Genomic DNA, 17094 nt, shown 5'->3' with positions numbered 1-17094 from the left:
GTCGCCACCGGCGGCGGGCGCGACCGCTCAGGATCGACCCGCGCGGTGGACCGGTTCGCCGGACCACGGCCACCGGTGGCGGAGCCGGACTAGCCTGCGATCATGGCTACCACCCTCGGCCCGCGGGCAGCGTGGCTGGTCGACGTCCTGATCGCCGAGTTCGGCGAGTCGATGGCCGTCGACCCGGCCGCGTTCCGGCGCAAGTTCCGGAAGATGGCCGCCTCGCCGTTCGCGTTCTACCGGGGCAGCGCCTCGGTCTTCTACGCCGACCTCGTCGGGGACTTCTCCGACGAGCGGTTCCTCGACGCCCGGACCAGCCGGGTCTGGATCCACGGCGACCTGCACGCGGAGAACTTCGGCACCTACATGAACGGCTCCGGGCAGCTCGTCTTCAACGTCAACGACTTCGACGAGGCGTACGTCGGGCCGTTCTCCTGGGACCTGAAGCGCTTCGCGGCCAGCGTGGCGCTGCTCGGCTACGGCAAGGCGCTCTCCGACTCGGCGATCGGCGGGCTGGTCACCCGGTTCGCCGCCGCCTACCTGACCGAGCTGCGGGCGATCGCCAGCGGCGGCGACGACGCGATCGGCTCGATCCGGCTGGACAACGCCGACGGGGTGCTCCGGCGGGTGCTCCAGCAGGCCCGGCTGCGTACCCGGGTCGACCTGCTGGCCCAGCAGACCACCGTCGACCAGTACGAGCGGCGCTTCTCGCTCGGCGAGGGCGTCTACGAGGTCGACCGGGAGATCCGGACCGCCGTCGTGGCGGCGTTCGAGCACTACCTGGGTACGCTGCCGCCGGCCACCGCCGAGCGCCGCCCGGTGGCCGCGCAGATCAAGGACGTGGTGCTGCGCAAGGGTGTCGGGATCGGGTCGGCCGGGCTGCCCTCCTACAACCTGCTGCTGGAGGGGCACACCCAGGCGCTGGAGAACGACGTCGTGATCTACATGAAGCGGGCCCAGGTGCCGGCGGTGGCCCGGTACGTCACCGACGACGGGGTCCGCGACTATTTCCGGCACCAGGGACACCGGACGGCCGAGTCGCAGCGGGCGTTGCAGGCGCACGCCGATCCATGGCTGGGCTTCACCGAGCTGGACGGGCACGGCCAGCTCGTCGCCGAGGTCTCCCCGTACGCCGCCGACCTGGACTGGTCGGACGTCAACGAGCCGGAGGAGCTGGCCGGGGTCCTCGGCGACCTGGGCCGGGCGGTGGCCCGGATGCACTCGGTCGCCGACGACGAGTCCAGCCACGACCTGGTCGACTTCTCCACCGAGGAGGCGATCGTGGCCGCGGTCGCCGCCGACGAGGCCGGCTTCGTCGCGCACCTGGTCGACTTCGCCCACGCGTACGGGGCCCGGGCCCGGCAGGACCACCAGATCTTCGTTGACCTGTTCCGCAACGGCGAACTGCCGGGGCTGTAGCCGCGCCGGGGCTGTAGCCGCCGGGCCGACCAACGGGGTCGACGGGTCGACGGGCGGCAGGGTCAGTGCGGGAACTCCAGGACCACCTTGATGTCGTCCGGCTGCGTCTCGTACGCCTCGGCGTACCGGTCGACCGGCACCCGTCGGGTGATCATCCGGGCCAGCCAGTCCCGGTCGGCGGCGGCGAGCGCCTCGGCGCCGAGTTCCCAGTGCCGCCGGTTCGCGTTGACCGTGCCGAAGACCACGTTGTTCTCCAGCACCAGCTCCCGGTTCAGCGCGCCCGCGTCGAAGTCGATGGTGCGGCCGCCGGAGGAGACGCCGGTCAGGCAGACGATGCCGTTCGGCGCCGCCTGGCACATCGAGTCCAGCACCACCGTCGGGGCGCCGGTGCACTCCAGCACGATGTCGAACTCGATGCCCAGCTCCGGGATGGTGCCGGTGTGGAACTCCCCGCCGAGCGCCTCCACCAGTGCCGGCTTGTCGCCGTTCGCGGAGCGGTTCAGCACGTGCAGCTCGTAGCCGCGTTGCGCGGCGAGCAGGGCGGCCAGCAGGCCGATCGGCCCCGCCCCGGCGACCAGTACCCGCTTCGGCTCCCAGGCGGCCCGGGCGCCGATCCGCTCGATGTGCTCCCACGCCTTCGCCACCACACTCGTCGGTTCGAGCAGCATGCCCAGCTCGGCCAGCTCCGGGTCGAGCCGTACGGCGAAGTTCGGCGAGATCCGCCAGCGGTCCCGGGCGAAGCCCTGTAGGCACTTGATGCCGTGCTCGGTGTAGAGACCGTTGCGGCACATGTCCCACTCGCCGACGGCACAGTTGGTGCAGGGCACCGGGTCGGGGTGCCGGACGATCCCGGCGACCAGGTCACCCGGGGCGAACGAGCCGCTCGGGTCCTCCAGCACCCGACCCAGCGACTCGTGCCCCAGCACCAGCTCGGTCGTGCCGGGCGGCGGCTCGCCGTACTCGCCGTCGATGATCTCGCGGTCGGTGCCGCAGACGCCGACCGCGACCGACTCCACCAGTACCGCACCCTCGTCGGGGCTCGGCTCCGGGAAGTCCTCGGCCAGCCGCAGCGAGTTGGCCCGACCCGGGGTCACGGTAATCGCACGCACCTGGTCATTCTTCCCCGCCGGCCGGTCCGGTACCCCCGGAGTCGTCGAATAACCGGTCCGCGACCCGACGGAGCGGCCGGGGATGGCCCTAGGATCGCGGACATGACCCCGGAACAGGTCGGTGACCGGTTGGGCACGCTGCTCGCGGACCCGGAGGTGACCGTCGGGCAGTCCGGCGGCCAGGCGTACGCGCGGGCGACCGTGGACGTGCCGGCCGGCCGTTGGCGGGACGCCGTCCGGACGGCCCGGGACGACACCGAGCTGGCCTGCGACTTCTTCGACTGGCTCTCCGCCGTCGACGAGCTGGCCGAGGGGTTCGACGTGGTGGCGCACCTCTGGTCGACCCGGCACCGGCACGGGGTACTGCTCCGGACCCGGGTGCCTCGGGACGCCCCGACCGTCGGTTCGGTGGTCGAACTCTTCCCCGGGGCGGCCTGGCACGAGCGGGAGACGCACGAGATGTTCGGCATCGACTTCGCCGGCCATCCCGACCTGGCGCCGCTGCTGCTCCCGCCGGAGTTCGAGGGGCATCCGCTGCGCAAGGAGTTCGTGCTCGCCTCCCGGGTGGCCAAGGCGTGGCCGGGGGCGAAGGAGCCGGGCGAGTCCGAGGCCGGTACCGGCCGCCGGCAGGCGATGCGTCCACCGGGCGTACCGGCACCTGGCGAGTGGGGCCTCTCCGCCGCCGTACCCGTCGCCGCCGCCCCCGCCAGCGGCACTCCGGGCCGCGCCCGACCCACCTCGGGTCCACCGGCCGCGCCCGCTTCCAGCCCACCGGCCGCGCCCGCTTCCAGCCCACCGGCCGCGCCCGCTTCCAGCCCACCGGCCGCGCCCGCTTCCAGCCCACCGGCCGCGCCCGCTTCCAGCCCACCGGCTGACGGGTCCAAGGCGGCCGAGGACAGCGGGGGAGGTGCCTGATGCCGCTCTGGCTGGAGCTGCTGGTCCGGGTCGTCGGGGTGGTCGCGGCGTTCCTGATCCTGCCGCTGGTCGTCGGGCAGGCCGAGCACAAGGTGATGGCGCACATGCAGGGCCGGCTCGGCCCGATGTACGCGGGCGGCTTCCACGGCTGGGCACAACTGATCGCCGACGGCGTCAAGTTCGTGCAGAAGGAGGACGTCACCCCGCGCGAGGCGGACCGGGCGGTCTTCCGGCTCGCCCCGGTGGTGGCGCTGGTGCCGTACCTGCTGGCCCTGCTGGTCATCCCGCTCGGCCCGAACGACCTGGTCGGGCAGCCGCTGGACATCGGGCTCTTCTTCGTACTCGCGGTCGTCGGCGTCGGTGTGGTCGCGGTACTCATGTCGGCGTGGGCCTCGGCCAACAAGTACAGCCTGCTCGGCGGGATCCGGGGCGCCGCCCAGTTGCTCGGCTACGAGCTGCCGCTGGTGCTCGCGGCGGCGAGCGTGGCGATGGCGGCCGGCACGCTGAGCCTGCCCGGCATCGTCGAGGCGTGGCAGCCGTGGTGGCTGCTCTGGCAGGCACCGGCGATGGTGGTCTTCTTCGTCGCCGGGCTCGCCGAGATCCGCCGCCCGCCGTTCGACATGCCGATCGCCGACTCGGAGCTGGTCTTCGGCTACATGACCGAGTACACCGGCCTGCGGTTCGCCTTCTTCCTGCTCGCCGAGTACGTCGGGATCGTGGTGATCGCCGCGCTGACCACGGTGCTCTTCCTCGGCGGCTGGCAGGGGCCGTTCGGCGACGACTACCTCGGCTGGCTCTGGACCCTGATCAAGGTCTTCGCCGTCTCGTTCGTGATCATCTGGTTCCGGGTGACGTACCCGAGGCTGCGCGAGGACCAGTTGCAGCGGCTCTGCTGGCTGGTGCTGGTCCCGGTGGCGCTCGGCCAGCTCGTGCTGACCGCCGGGGTGAAGCTGGCGATCGCCTGACGCCCGGCCCGGGGCCGTGGAGTCGGGCCGTCGTTGCCGCGACGGTCCGACTCCACGACCCCGGGGACCGACCACCCGTCACGCGGATCAGGGACGCCCGGGAGCGGACTGATCGAGAAGCGTCATCGGGTTTTGCCGGCACCATTCCACCGCTATCGCGGCTTTGAAGCACCGGCCCTCCGGACCGGCCCGCTCGCCACACGCCTGACACAATCCGCCGATCATCCGATGCAGCCGGATCGTCTCGACCAGGCGTGTCCAGACGACTTCGTGGGGTAGCGGCGGGCCGCTCGCCGCGACGTCCAGGTGGCCGCTGAGGATCAGTGCCTCTCGCGCGTCGAGTTCCACCGCCATCCCCTCATCTGCTCGTCGCGGTGCGGCCCGGAGGTGGCCGGGCGGGAGCAGGCAGCTCCGCCCGTTCGCCGGGTCGACCGCGCCGCACCGGCGGATCGGGGTACCGGCGCCCGGCGACCACGTCGTCGGGCGACAGCGGGATCCGTTCCGCAGCGCTCTTCCGAGCAGTGTGTGGCCGCGCGCGACGCCCATCCCACCCTCGATGTCCGTCGTCGGCGGGCGGGACTTCGGGGCGGCTAGAGGTGGCGGGGGGTCAGCCGGCTGATCGGCAGGTTGACCGGCCAGGGCTCGCCGGTGTCGACGTGCTTCGTCCACCGGCCCGTCTCGACGTAGATCTCCTCGACCGGGTCCAGCCGGTTGGTGTGTACGACCAGGCCGCCGTCGGTCTCGATCCGCCAGTAGTAGGGGATTCCGGCCTTGGCGTAGAGGGCCGGCTTGAGGATCCGGTCCATCGACTGCGAACCCTCGGAGACGATCTCGACGGCGAGTACCACCTCGTGTGGCTCGTACCTCGCGGTCCGGCGGGCCGCCGCGGTGGCGGTGGTGACCAGCACGTCGGGGATGAAGGATCGCCGCTGGCTGATCCGCACCTCGACGGCCTGGGTGACGTCGTACCCGTCCGGGCAGTCCTCTTCGAGGGTCATGCTTCCCTCTCGCGGATGGCGGACTTACGTCACCCGATGCCACCGTACCGCCTCAACTGGCCGGGGGTGGTCGCGCCGGAACCGCCGACACGGCAGGATAAGGCCCATGAGCGAGCGCGGCGGAGTGCTGGCATGAGCGTCCCGGGCGAGGGGTTGGCGAAGGGGCTGGCCGTCACCCTCAAGACGATGACCCGGCGCTCGCACACCCAGCAGTACCCGGATGTCGCCCCCGAGCTGCCGCCACGCTCCCGGGGCGTGATCGCGCTGCTGGAGGAGAACTGCACGGTCTGCATGCTCTGCGCCCGGGAGTGCCCGGACTGGTGCATCTACATCGACTCGCACAAGGAGGAGGTGGCGGTCCCCGGTGCGGCCCGGCCGCGCCAGCGCAACGTACTGGACCGGTTCGACATCGACTTCTCGCTCTGCATGTACTGCGGCATCTGCATCGAGGTCTGCCCCTTCGACGCGCTCTACTGGTCGCCGGAGTTCGAGTACGCCGAGTACGACATCCGGGACCTGCTGCACGACAAGGAGCACCTCGGGGAGTGGATGGCGACCGTGCCACCGCCGCCCGCGCACGACCAGAACGGCGAACCGGCCAAGGAGGAGGCCGCCGCGCGCAAGGCCGGCACCCCCGGTGCGGCCGGGGACCGTCCGGCCGGTCCGGCGGCACGCACCGGCCGCCCGGCCCGCCCCACGCCGGCCCGTCCGACCTCCGCCCCGCCGGTCACCACCGAGCGCCCCGGCTCCGCCCCGCCGGCCGTCGACCCGCCGGCCACCGGCTCCCCAGCCGACGAGGAGCCGCCGTGACCGCCGCCGACGTGCTGATGCTGGCCCTCGGGGCGGTGGCGGTCGGATCCGGGGTACTCGTGGTCTCCACCCGGCACCTGGTCCGGGCCGGGCTCTACCTGGTGGCCTGCCTCGGCGCGGTCGCCGGGCTCTATCTGGTGCTCACCGCCGAGCTGGTGGCCTGGGTGCAGTTGCTCATCTACGTCGGCGCGGTGGTGGTGCTGCTGCTCTTCGCGGTGATGCTGACCCGGGCGCCGATCGGTGCCGCCGACGACCTGGACCGGCCCGGCTGGCCGGCCGCGCTGATCGGCGGCGGGACCGGGCTGGGCCTGGCCGCGCTGCTGGTCGACGCGTACCGGTGGTCCACGGTGGAGCTGCCGGAGGCCGGGACGGCGGAGCGGATCGGCACCGAGATCTTCCGCTCCTGGGTGCTCCCGTTCGAGGTGCTCTCGGTGCTGCTCCTCTCCGCCCTGGTCGGAGCGATCGCGATCAGCGTACGGATTCCGGGGCGGCGCCAGTGAGGCCCGCCATCCCGTACGTCGTCGCCGCCCTCCTCTTCGGCCTGGGCGTCTACGGCGTGCTCCGCCGCCGCAACGCCGTACTGGTGCTGATGGCCGTCGAGCTGATGCTCAATGCCGTCAACCTGCTGCTGGTCACCGCCGACGCCGCCCCGCTGCACGCGGCGCTGGGTCATCCGCCCCCGGGCGTCGAGGGTGCCGCGCCGCTGCCGCTGACCGGGCAGGCGTTCACGCTCTTCGTCATCGTGATCGCCGCCGCCGAGGTGGGGGTGGGGCTGGCGATCGTGCTCCAGCTCTACCGGCTGCGCGGCACGGTCGCCATCGACGACGTACGCCTCGACGCGCACACTCCGGACGCCGGGCCGCAGGCGATCGTGGCGGCTCCGGCGCTGACCGGGTCGGCGGCGACCACACCGTCGACAGGACCGGCACCGGGAGCGGATCGATGACCGGGGCGACGGTGCTCGCCGCGCTGCTGCCGGCCGTACCCTTCGGACTGGCCCTGGTCGGGCTGCTGCTGCCGCAGCGGTCCCGGGCCGGCGCGGCGGCGTTCGGCATCGGCGGCGCGGCGGTGGCGCTGGCGGCGGCGATCGGGCTGGTCTTCGCGCTCGACGGCCGGGGCACCGAGGCGAGTGCCGAGTGGATCGACTTCGGCGGGCTGCCGGTCACCCTCACCCTCCGGCTGGACCCGGCCGCCGCCCTGGTCGCGATCGCCGTCGCGGCGGTCGCGCTGGCGGTGCAGGTCTACTCGGTCGGCTACCTGCACGACGACGACCGGTACGCCCCCTACGCCGCCCAGGTCGGCCTCTTCACCGCCGCGATGCTGCTGGTGGTGGTGGCCGGTGACCTGATCATGCTGCTGGTCGGCTGGGAGGTGATGGGCATCTGCTCCTATCTGCTCATCGCCCACGACCGGCGGCTGCCGGAGGCGCCCGCCGCCGCCGTGAAGGCGTTCCTGGTCACCCGGGTCGGCGACGTCGGCTTCCTGCTCGGCATCGTGCTCCTCGGCGTGCGGGCCGGCAGTTTCCGGATCACCGACGTGCTGGCCCACGACTTCGATTCCGGCACGCTGACCGCCGCCTGCCTGCTGCTGCTCGCCGGGGTGGCCGGGAAGAGCGCCCAGTTCCCGCTGCACACCTGGCTGCCGGACGCGATGGCCGGCCCGACCCCGATCTCGGCGCTGATCCACGCCGCGACGATGGTGGCGGCCGGGATCTACGCGGTGACCCGGCTCTTCCCGCTCTTCGAGCAGGCCCCGGCCGCGCTCGCCGTACTCGGGGTGATGGCCGCGGTCACCCTGCTGCTCGGCGCGCTCGCCGCCACCGCCCAGGACGACATCAAGCGGGTACTCGCCTGGTCGACGGTGTCGCAGCTCGGCTACATGGCCGGGGCGCTGGCGGTCGGCTCGCCACCGGCCGCGCTCTTCCACCTGCTCAGCCACGCCGCCTTCAAGGCGCTGCTCTTCCTGGCCGCCGGTGCGGTGATCCACGCCGTCGGCAGCAACCTGATGTCGGCGATGGGCGGGCTGCGCCGGCCGATGCCGGTGACCTTCTGGTGCACGGTGATCGGGCTGGCCGCGCTGGCCGGGGTGCCGCCGCTGGCCGGCTTCTGGAGCAAGGACGGCATCCTGGTCGTCGCCGAGCGGGCCGCCCTGCACCACGCCGGCCCGACCGCCGCCTGGGTGGGCTGGCTGGTCTGGCTCGCCGGGCTGCTCGGGGTCGGGCTGACCGCCTGGTACGCCACCCGGCTGCTGCTGCGTACCTTCCTCGGCACCTCCCGGGCGCAGACCCATCCGGTCGACACCCCGGCCGCGCACGCCAGTCCGGCGTCGGCGATCGACGCACCGGCCGGGTCGCCCGCGCACACCCCGGCCGGCCCGCCGCACGACCCGCCCGGGTTGCTGCGCTGGCCGGTGATCCTGCTCGCGGTGCCGAGCGCCGCGCTCGGGCTGGCGCTCCTCGTGACCCCGTTCCGGGACGCGCTGGCGCTGGACGAGACGCACCTGGACAGCTTCGTGATCATTCCCGTGGCGCTGCTGCTGGCCGGCGCCGGGCTCGCCTGGTGGCGCTGGCGGGCCGATCCGGCCGCCGACCCGGCGACCGGACTGGGTCCGCTGCGCCCGGCCTTCGCCCGGGCCTTCTGGCTCGACGAGGTCCAGCACGCTCTCGTCGTACGCCCGGTGCGGGCGCTCGGCCGGCTGGCCCGGCGCGGCGACGAGGGGCTGGTGGACGGGGCGGTCGAGGGGACCGGCCGGGGGACCAGCGGACTCGGCGGCGGGATGGAGCTGCTGCACCGGGCCGGGATGCCCCGGGCGGTGGTGGCGGTGCTCGGCGGTGCCCTGCTGCTCGGCCTCGCCGCCGTACTGGCCCTCGGGGGGACGACATGACCCTCGGCGGGATCGGCCTGGTCGCCACGCTGGCGGTGCCGGCGCTCGGCGCGGCGCTGCTCGCCGTACTGCCGGGCCGGTTCGACCGGGCCGCCCGGATCACCGGTACGGCCTTCGCGGCGGTGACCCTGGTGCTCGCCGCGCTGCTGGCGGTCGGCGCCACCGACACCTGGACGGCGTACCGGCCGGAGAGCGCCGCAGCACCCGGGATCCGACCGTGGCACGAGCTGGACCTGAGCTGGGTGCCCGGCCTCGACCTGCGGTTCCAGCTCGGCGTCGACGGGGTCTCCTACCCGCTGGTGGTGCTGACCGCGCTGCTGACGCTGCTCTGCTGCGCGTACACCTGGTGGCGGGTGCCGGCGCCGGGGCGGGGCCGCAGCCTCGTCGCGCTGCTGCTGGTGGTCGAGGTCGGCATCCTCGGCACCTTCCTCGCCCTCGACCTGGTGCTCTTCTTCCTCTTCTTCGAGGTCGTCCTCCTCCCGATGTACGCGATCATCGCGGTCTGGGGCGGCGAGGACCGGCGGCACGCGGCCCGGAAGTTCGCCCTCTACACCCTCTTCGGCTCGGTGCTGCTGCTGGTCGGCGTCTTCACCGTGGTCACCGCCGCCGGCACCGCCGACCTGACCGAGCTGACCGGTGGCGCCGGACTGTCCCGGGGCACCCAGTTGGCCGCGTTCATCCTGCTGGCGATCGCGTTCGCGGTGAAGAGCCCGCTCTGGCCGCTGCACTCCTGGCTGCCGGACGCGCACACCGCCGCGCCGACGGTCGGCAGCGTGATCTTGGCCGGCGTACTGCTGAAGATGGGCACGTACGGGCTGATCCGGGTGGCGGTCGGAGTGGCGCCGGAGGGGGCGCGGCAGGCCGCCGGGGTGCTCGGGGTGCTGGCGGTGGCGGCGATCATCGTCGGCTCGCTGGTCTGCCTGGCGCAGAGCGAACTGAAGCGGCTGATCGCCTATTCGAGCGTCGGGCACATGGGGTTCGTGCTGCTCGGCATCGCCACGCTGACCGCCACCGGCATCCAGGCGGCGCTGATCGGCAACATCGCGCACGGCGTCATCACCGGCCTGCTCTTCTTCCTCGCCGGGGCGATCAAGGACCGGGCGCACACCGGTGCGCTGACCGAGCTGGGCGGGCTGCGCGAGAGTACGCCCCGACTCGCCGGGCTGCTCGGCTTCGCCGCCATCGCCTCGCTCGGACTGCCCGGCCTGGCCGGCTTCTGGGGCGAGGCCTTCGCGGTGGTGGCCGCCTGGCGGGTGGGTGGTCCACTCTGGACCACGCTGGCCGTGCTCGCCGCGCTCGGTGGCGCGCTGACGGCGGCGTACCTGCTGCGGCTGCTGCGCCGGGTCACGCACGGGCCGGCCAGCCCCAGGGTGCTGACCCTGACGCCGGGACTGCACGGTGCCGAGCTGCTCGCCTGGGGGCCGCTGGTGCTGCTCGCCCTCGCCATCGGGCTCGCCCCGACCCTGGTGCTCGGCTATGCCGAGGTGCCGGTCGGGGCGCTACTGGAGGCGATCCGATGATCGGCTCGGTCGACGGGTGGGTGCCGTGATCCAGAGCGTGGACAACGTGGCGCTGCTGCCGGCGTACCTGGCGGCCGGTACCGCCGTACTCGTGCTCCTGGCCGACCTGCTGATCGGCCGGCGCGGCGCGACGGTGGCCGTCTTCGCGGCCGGGGCCGCCGCCACCGCGCTCGGCGCGGTGCTGGTCGGTGCCGCCGGATCGCGGCGCACGTTCTGCGCCGGAGACGACTGCTCCTATCTGGCGAACGGCCGGGCGGCGCTGGTCGGCTGCCTCTTCGCGCTGCTCACCCTCGGGGTGCTGGCGCTCTCCGTCCCGCTGCTCCGCTCCGGCCAGGTGCCGCCGGGGGAGTACTGCTTCCTGCTCGCCTGCTCGATGACCGGCGGCGTGGTACTCGGCGCGGCCGGCGACCTGATCACCCTGGTCGTCGCCCTGGAGACGCTGACCCTGCCGCTCTACGTGCTGGTCGGGCTCCGGCACCGCAGCGTCGCCGGTGCCGAGGCGGCACTGACCTTCTTCGTCGTCAGCGTGGTGGCCACCGCGATCACCCTGCTCGGCGCCGCGCTGCTCTGCGCGGTCACCGGGGCGGTGCACCTGAGCCGGCTCGACGCGGTCTTCACGGCCGAGGCGAACCGGCCGGTGGCGCTCGACGGCGGCTTCCCGGCCGGGCCGGCGCTGCTGGAGCTGCCGCTGACCGTGGTCGCGGTGGCGCTGATCGTGCTCGGGCTGGCCTTCAAGGTGGCGGCGGTGCCGTTCCACGCCTGGGCGCCGGCCACCTACGACGGTGCCCCGGTGCCGGTCGCGGCGTACCTCTCGACCGCCTCCAAGCTCGGCGGGGTGGTCGCGCTGCTCGCGGTCACCGCCGCCGCGCTGCCGGCCCGGGTGACCGGCCCGCTGCTGGCGGCGGTGGCGGTGCTGACGATGACGGTCGGCAACCTGGTGGCGCTCCGGCAGCGCCGGATGGTCCGGCTGCTGGCCTGGTCGTCGGTGGCCCAGGCGGGTTACATCGTCGCCCCGCTCGGCGCGCTGGCGCTCTCGTCGGGGCGGGGTGCGGAGGCGATCGACACGGCGGTCGCCGCCGCGGTGGCGTACACGGTCTTCTTCGTGCTGCTGGAGCTGGCCGCGTTCGGGGCGGTGGTGGCGCTGCGGCCGGCGGTCGCCGACGGTGGCGAGATCGCGGACTACCGGGGCGCGGCCCGGCGCCGGCCGTGGGTCGGGGCGGCGTTCGTGCTGGCCCTGGTCGGGCTCGCCGGCCTGCCGCCCGGGCTGGCCGGACTCTTCGCCAAGGTCACCGTCGTACGCTCGCTGCTGGCCGGGGACGCCGGCTGGCTCGCCGTGGTGGTGGCGCTGAACGCCGTGGTCGGGCTCGCCTACTACGTACGGGTCGCCGCCACCCTCTACGCTCCGGAGCCGGCCGCCGAGCGGGCCGGTGACGCCGCCGCCGCGCCGGTGGTGCCCGCCGCCGATCCGGGTGCGCCCGCCGCGCCCGGCGACGGCAGCCCGGTGCCGGCCGCCGCGCCGGCCCGGCCGGCCTGGGCGGTTGTCGCCGCGCTGGCCCTGGCGACCCTGGTCGCGATCGTCGTCGGTTTCGCCCCGCAACTGATCCTGGACGTCGCCGCACTGTGAGATTCGCCGCCCCGGGCGGCTGTTGGGGCGCTTTCTCAGGTAACTCTCAGTCATATCCGGATTGTTGAGGGGGTATTCGGGTGTTGGACCGGTCAGCGGGTCCATCGGCCCGCGCACCGAAGGAGTTATCGTGCATAGCCATCACAACCGGCTCAAGACAGCCGCGCTTCTTGGCCTGCTCACCGCTCTCATCCTCGGCGTCGGTTACTGGTTCGGCGGCAGCGGCGGTCTGGTGATCGCCGTACTGGTGTCGCTGGGCATGAACGCCGCCAGCTACTTCTGGTCGGACAAGCTCGCGTTGCGTGCGATGCGGGCACAACCGGTCACCGAGGCCGAATTCCCGGCGCTCTACCAGATGGTCCGGGAGCTGGCGACCGAGGCGAAGCAGCCGATGCCCCGGTTGTACGTCAGCCCCACCATGCAGCCGAACGCGTTCGCGACGGGGCGTAACCCGCAGAACGCGGCGGTCGCCGTGACCCAGGGCATCACGCAGATCCTGGACTACCGGGAGTTGCGGGGCGTCATCGGTCACGAGCTGTCCCACGTCTACAACCGGGACATCCTGATCTCCAGTGTGGCCGCCGGCCTGGCCGGCATCATCACCATGCTGGCCAACCTCGCCTGGTTCATCCCGCTGGGCGGCGGGGACGACGAGGACTCGCCGAACCCGGCCGTACTGCTGCTGACGCTGATCCTCGGCCCGATCGCGGCCACCCTGATCCAGCTCGCCATCAGCCGTAACCGGGAGTTCCAGGCGGACGCCTCGGGTGCCGCGCTGACCCGGGACCCGCTGGCACTGGCCAGCGCGCTCCGCAAGATCCACGCTGGTACGAAGGCGCTGCCGCTGCCGGCCGACAACCGGCTGACCAGCACCGCCCACCTGATGATCGACAACCCGTTCCGGGGCGGTGGCGTGGCGAACCTCTTCTCCACGCACCCGAAGATGGAGGAGCGGGTACGCCGCCTGGAGCAGATGGCGGGCGCCAACGTCGGCCCGGTCCAGTACCAGCGCTGACGTCCACGGCCCGCCAGGCCAGTGGTTCCCGGCTCGTAGGCCAGTGGCCGACCGGCCCCGGCTCCCCGCAAACGGGAGCCGGGGCCGGTTCGTCGTGCCTCGCCTCGGGTACGGATGTGGACAAGATCGTGACTTCGCACTAATCGGGTTCATCGCGAGGGTCGGCCGCGTTAGTGTCGGAACGTCTTTCAGTCGTTACCTGCGACGACCGGTCGCTACCTGCGACGACCTACCTGCGATGACCCGAGGGGGTTCTGACCCGTGACCGCGCTGCGGCAGTACCTGGGAGTGTGGCGCATTCCCGGCGCGCCGATGCTGTTGATCGCCGGCATCGTCGGCCGGCTCGGCATCGGCATGACCCCGCTGGCGCTGCTGCTCGTCGTCGAGCAGGTCACCGACCGGTACTCGCTGGCCGCCATTGCCGGCGGGGTGTACGCGCTCGCCGGTGCCGCGGTCAGCCCGATCGCCGGCCGGATCGCCGACCGGGTCGGGCCGAGCCCCGTACTGCTGGTCACCGCCGTCGCCCACCCGGTGGCGCTGGTCGGGCTGCTGCTCGCCAGCCGCGCCGGCTCGGACGCCCTCGCAGTGATCTTCACCGCCTCGGCGGTGGCCGGCGCGACGTACCCGCCGCTGACCGCCGCGATCCGGGGCGCCTGGAACGACCTCACCGACCCCGCCTCCGGCCGGTACGCCCTGCGCAACACCGCGCTCGCCGCCGAGACCACCCTCTTCGAGGTGGTCTTCGTGGTCGGCCCGCTGCTGGTCGCCGCCTTCGTCCTGCTGGCCGACGCGGCGGCAGCGCTGCTCGGAGCCGCCGTGGTGACCCTGGTCGGCACGATGATCGTGGCGCTCGGCCGGGTGATGCGCGGCTGGCGGCCACACCCCCGGGACAGCCACGCCAAGGGACTCGGCCCGCTGCGGGTCGGCGGCTTCCCGGCGTTGCTCTTCTGCGTCGCCGGCCTCGGCATCGCGTTCGGCGCCGCCGGGGTGGCCGTGCCGGCGTACGCCTCCGCGCACGACCCGGCCAACGCGGAGAGCGTCGCCGGAGTGCTGCTGGCGATGTGGGGGACGGGCAGCGCGCTCGGCGGCCTCTGGTTCGGCACCCGCAAGCCGGCCCGGAACGCCGCCCGCCAGTTCGGGCAACTCCTCGGCCTGCTCGCCGCCACCTTCGTGGTCTTCGCGGTGATGCCCAGCCCGATCGCGCTCGGCGTGGCACTGGTGTTCGGCGGCGCCACCATCGCTCCCGCGCTGACCGTGGAGAACACCATGGTCGGCCGGATCTCCCCGGTGAGCATGCTGAACGAGTCGTACACCTGGGTGGTCACCGTGGCGGTCGGGGCCAGCGCTGCCGGCGGCGCGGTGGCCGGGGTACTCGCCGACCAGGTCGGCGTACCGTGGGCCTTCATCTTCGCCGGGCTGGCGGTGGCGGCCGCCGCGGTGGTCGCGGCGCTACCCACCGGCTCGATCGCCCGCGCCGAGGCCCAAGCCGAGGTACGCCTGGAGCAGGCGCTCGCCACCGAGGGGTAGCCGAGTGTCGGCGGTGCTGTTCACGAAGTGACGGTGTTCGAACATCGAACTGGCTCTCTCCGAGTGCTAGCGTCCGGAATGGTGGCCGAGGTCAGAGGCCACTTCCACCCAGCTGACCTGGGAGACCGACGTGGCTGACGGCATCGGTGCGCGCATCCGCTACTGGCGCCTGCGGCGTGGCGGCATGACGCAGACGGTCCTGGCCGGGCTGGCCGGCGTCTCGCAGTCGTACATCTCGCAGGTGGAAGCCGGGCGGAGGGTCGTCGACCGGCGCTCCACGCTGGTCAGCATCGCCGCTGCCCTCAAGGTCACCGTCGCCGACCTGCTCGATCAGCCCGGTGATCCGACCGATCCGGCCAAGGCCGGTGCTGCCGACGCGGTACCGGCGATCTGGGTGGCACTGATCGAGATCGAGGAGGGCGAGCGGCGTACGCCCAGCCGCAGCATCGGCGAGCTGACCGCCGCGATCGAGCAGAGCGCCGCCCTGCGACTCCGCGCCGACCACGCTGCGATGGCACCACTGCTGCCGACGCTGCTTCTGGACGCCGCAGCCTACGGCGGGACGGTGCTCGCGCGGGTCGCGTACCACACTTCGACGTGTCTGCGGCACATCGGCTATCGGCACCTGGCGCTCGTCGCGGCGAAGGTCGCCCTCGCGGCGGCGCAGCAGACCGATTCGCCGGCCTGGATCGGCGCGATCCGCTTCGCCTGCACCCAGTCCCTGCCGATGGAGGCGCCGGAACTCGCTGCCCGGGTGGCCGACCGCGCCCTGGGCAATCTCCAGGCGACCGCTGCCGACCGGGACGTCCGGCAGGTTCTCGGGCAACTCCACCTGGCCGCCGCGTTCACGTCGGCCGTGGCCGGCCGGCAGGACGACGCCCGGTCGCACCTGGCCGAGGCCAACCGGGAGGCGGCAGGTCTCGGAGACCCGGACGACGGCATGGGCTTCAACGAATGCGGGTTCGGCCCGACCAACATCGGGCTGTGGCAGATGTCGATCGCGGCCGAGTCGGGCGAGCACGGGCGGGTCATCGAACTGGCCCGTACGGTACGCCCCGACAGGTTGCGGGCGTCGATCCGGCACCAGTCGTACTGGTTGGACCTCGGCCGGGCACTGGCAGACTCGGGGCGTACCGATCGGGAGGCCCTGGTGGCGTTCATCCGGGCTGAGCGCGCTGCGCCGGGACCGTTCGCGATGAACCCGATCGCCCGCGACTCTGTGGTGGCGATGGTCCGCCGGGCACAACGTCGGTCCGTCTCCGACGATCTGCGTGTGCTGGCCCGCCGCTTCGGCATCGAGGTGCAGACATAACCGCCGGTAATACGCGCTGTCACTGCTCTCCGTAGCGTTCCTGTCACGGACGCGCTTCGGATGGATGTTCCTTCGTCCGTCCGAGCCGAGCGTCCGGCCGGTCGGGCTTGCCCTCTCAGTTGGTTGGCCCGGCCAGCAGCCGACACAGGTGGAGAGTGGCGCTCCGTGATCGGGGATCCGGGGCGCCACGGCCGAAGGAGGTGTGAACGATGACCAACTCGGAACGACAGCCGGCGGACGAGCAGATCTTCCAGGCGCACGCTGGCGGCGGCCGGTGCGCGGAGTGTGCGCCCCGCGGCGGGTGCATGGTGCTGCTCGCGGCGGTCCGTCGCCGGGTCGACTCCGGCGCGGCCGGCACGTGGTCCGGGCTGGTCCGGCTGTGCTGATCCGGATGGTGCGGCGCTGGGTGACGGTCCAGTGGCCGGTACCGGTCGATTGCGCGCTCGCCCGCCTGGTTCTCGGCACCCATGCTTTGCGGGAGTGTGGCCGGTGCGGGCCGGACGGCTGCCCGCTCTGGGCGTGGGCGACGGAGGTTCACCGCCGGGAGCACGCCGTCCGGGTGCTGCTCGGCGGGACGCTACCGGCGGCGGTCACGGCCGGCGACGTACGCGCGGCCCTGGAGCGCTGGAACCGATGACGGCACTGCCGCATGCGGGACACCTGGTCAGGATCGACGGCCGGGCCTCGGTCCAGTTCGCGGGGGATCGGGCGCTGCTGATGCGGGTCGTGCGGGTCGATCCTCGAACGACGTACCACGGCTGGTGCTGGCTGACCGGCTACGTCCTGGACCGGAACGGCGAGGCGACGGAGCGGCGTGACGTCTATGTGCAGGTGACCGGGCTGCGCCCGGTGGTGGACGTGCGGCAGCAGCTTGCACGTGTCAGATCGAGCGGTGGTCGAGGGAGGGGACGACGAGACAAGGATCTGCTACCCCTGCGACTCGGGTAGTCCTGGCACCCGAGGCGAGGGCGTCGCCTCGCTCTGGCTGGCACGACGG

The 17094-nt window shown here is 73.1% G+C and carries 18 protein-coding genes; 15 read left to right on the top strand and 3 right to left on the bottom strand.

Annotation, left to right across the window (positions count from 1 at the left end):
- Positions 1 to 102: 102 nt before the first annotated feature.
- A complete protein-coding gene (locus tag C6361_RS26900) occupies positions 103 to 1419 on the top strand; it encodes a DUF2252 domain-containing protein (RefSeq protein ID WP_107269392.1) in 1317 nt (438 codons plus the stop codon).
- A gap of 62 nt (positions 1420 to 1481) precedes the next feature.
- On the opposite strand, the gene C6361_RS26895 is transcribed toward C6361_RS26900, so the two are convergent.
- On the bottom strand, positions 1482 to 2528 hold the full coding sequence (locus C6361_RS26895) for a glucose 1-dehydrogenase (protein WP_107269391.1): 1047 nt from the start codon (positions 2526 to 2528) through the stop codon (positions 1482 to 1484).
- A gap of 102 nt (positions 2529 to 2630) precedes the next feature.
- Between C6361_RS26895 and C6361_RS26890 the strand changes: the two genes are divergently transcribed.
- Together C6361_RS26890 and nuoH are read left to right on the top strand one after the other, a co-directional pair.
- Positions 2631 to 3443, top strand: a complete 813-nt coding sequence (locus C6361_RS26890) for an NADH-quinone oxidoreductase subunit C (protein WP_107269390.1) — start codon at positions 2631 to 2633, stop codon at positions 3441 to 3443.
- Complete coding sequence (gene nuoH, locus C6361_RS26885) at positions 3443 to 4408, top strand: NADH-quinone oxidoreductase subunit NuoH (protein ID WP_107269389.1); 966 nt, start codon at positions 3443 to 3445, stop codon at positions 4406 to 4408. Before C6361_RS26890 ends, nuoH begins: the two co-directional genes overlap by 1 nt.
- A gap of 87 nt (positions 4409 to 4495) precedes the next feature.
- Here the strand turns inward: nuoH and C6361_RS26880 are convergent, their stop codons facing one another.
- Together C6361_RS26880 and C6361_RS26875 are read right to left on the bottom strand one after the other, a co-directional pair.
- On the bottom strand, positions 4496 to 4756 hold the full coding sequence (locus tag C6361_RS26880; protein WP_234359024.1) for a hypothetical protein: 261 nt from the start codon (positions 4754 to 4756) through the stop codon (positions 4496 to 4498).
- A gap of 242 nt (positions 4757 to 4998) precedes the next feature.
- Entirely contained in the window at positions 4999 to 5406 is a 408-nt protein-coding gene (locus C6361_RS26875; RefSeq protein ID WP_107269388.1) for a Uma2 family endonuclease, read from the bottom strand.
- Between the two features lie 132 nt (positions 5407 to 5538).
- Here C6361_RS26875 and C6361_RS26870 point away from each other — a divergent pair, with 132 nt between their 5' ends.
- The 12 genes from C6361_RS26870 (at position 5539) to C6361_RS26820 (ending at position 17045) form a co-directional block, all read left to right on the top strand.
- On the top strand, positions 5539 to 6216 hold the full coding sequence (locus C6361_RS26870; protein ID WP_107261007.1) for an NADH-quinone oxidoreductase subunit I: 678 nt from the start codon (positions 5539 to 5541) through the stop codon (positions 6214 to 6216).
- A complete protein-coding gene (locus C6361_RS26865; RefSeq protein ID WP_107261005.1) occupies positions 6213 to 6716 on the top strand; it encodes an NADH-quinone oxidoreductase subunit J in 504 nt (167 codons plus the stop codon). The genes C6361_RS26870 and C6361_RS26865 overlap by 4 nt, the downstream gene beginning before the upstream one ends.
- Positions 6713 to 7162 carry an NADH-quinone oxidoreductase subunit NuoK gene (nuoK, locus tag C6361_RS26860; protein ID WP_107269387.1) on the top strand — a complete coding sequence of 150 codons (450 nt, stop codon included), beginning with the start codon at positions 6713 to 6715 and terminating at the stop codon, positions 7160 to 7162. The genes C6361_RS26865 and nuoK overlap by 4 nt, the downstream gene beginning before the upstream one ends.
- Positions 7159 to 9099 (top strand): NADH-quinone oxidoreductase subunit L, encoded by a 1941-nt coding sequence (locus C6361_RS26855; protein ID WP_107269386.1) that lies wholly within the window; start codon positions 7159 to 7161, stop codon positions 9097 to 9099. Before nuoK ends, C6361_RS26855 begins: the two co-directional genes overlap by 4 nt.
- Entirely contained in the window at positions 9096 to 10619 is a 1524-nt protein-coding gene (locus C6361_RS26850; RefSeq protein ID WP_107269385.1) for a NuoM family protein, read from the top strand. Before C6361_RS26855 ends, C6361_RS26850 begins: the two co-directional genes overlap by 4 nt.
- 16 nt (positions 10620 to 10635) lie before the next feature.
- Entirely contained in the window at positions 10636 to 12243 is a 1608-nt protein-coding gene (locus tag C6361_RS26845; RefSeq protein WP_234359023.1) for an NADH-quinone oxidoreductase subunit N, read from the top strand.
- Positions 12244 to 12373: 130 nt separating this feature from the next.
- Positions 12374 to 13258, top strand: coding sequence for a zinc metalloprotease HtpX (htpX, locus tag C6361_RS26840; protein WP_107269383.1), 885 nt, complete (start codon positions 12374 to 12376; stop codon positions 13256 to 13258).
- 261 nt (positions 13259 to 13519) lie between these two features.
- Complete coding sequence (locus C6361_RS26835; protein ID WP_107269382.1) at positions 13520 to 14785, top strand: MFS transporter; 1266 nt, start codon at positions 13520 to 13522, stop codon at positions 14783 to 14785.
- Between the two features lie 184 nt (positions 14786 to 14969).
- The gene (locus tag C6361_RS26830) at positions 14970 to 16097 is read left to right on the top strand and encodes a helix-turn-helix domain-containing protein (RefSeq protein WP_107271206.1); all 1128 of its coding nucleotides are present in this window, start codon (positions 14970 to 14972) and stop codon (positions 16095 to 16097) included.
- A 209-nt stretch (positions 16098 to 16306) separates the two neighbouring features.
- Complete coding sequence (locus C6361_RS37185; protein ID WP_159079492.1) at positions 16307 to 16483, top strand: hypothetical protein; 177 nt, start codon at positions 16307 to 16309, stop codon at positions 16481 to 16483.
- Between the two features lie 5 nt (positions 16484 to 16488).
- Positions 16489 to 16734, top strand: coding sequence for a hypothetical protein (locus C6361_RS26825; protein WP_159079491.1), 246 nt, complete (start codon positions 16489 to 16491; stop codon positions 16732 to 16734).
- Positions 16731 to 17045 carry a hypothetical protein gene (locus C6361_RS26820; RefSeq protein WP_107269380.1) on the top strand — a complete coding sequence of 105 codons (315 nt, stop codon included), beginning with the start codon at positions 16731 to 16733 and terminating at the stop codon, positions 17043 to 17045. The genes C6361_RS26825 and C6361_RS26820 overlap by 4 nt, the downstream gene beginning before the upstream one ends.
- Positions 17046 to 17094 lie beyond the last annotated feature (49 nt).

This window comes from Plantactinospora sp. BC1, assembly GCF_003030345.1.
Lineage (GTDB): Bacteria > Actinomycetota > Actinomycetes > Mycobacteriales > Micromonosporaceae > Plantactinospora.
The sequence above is the reverse complement of the archived record's forward strand: the minus strand, read 5'-3'. Positions and strand labels throughout refer to the sequence as shown.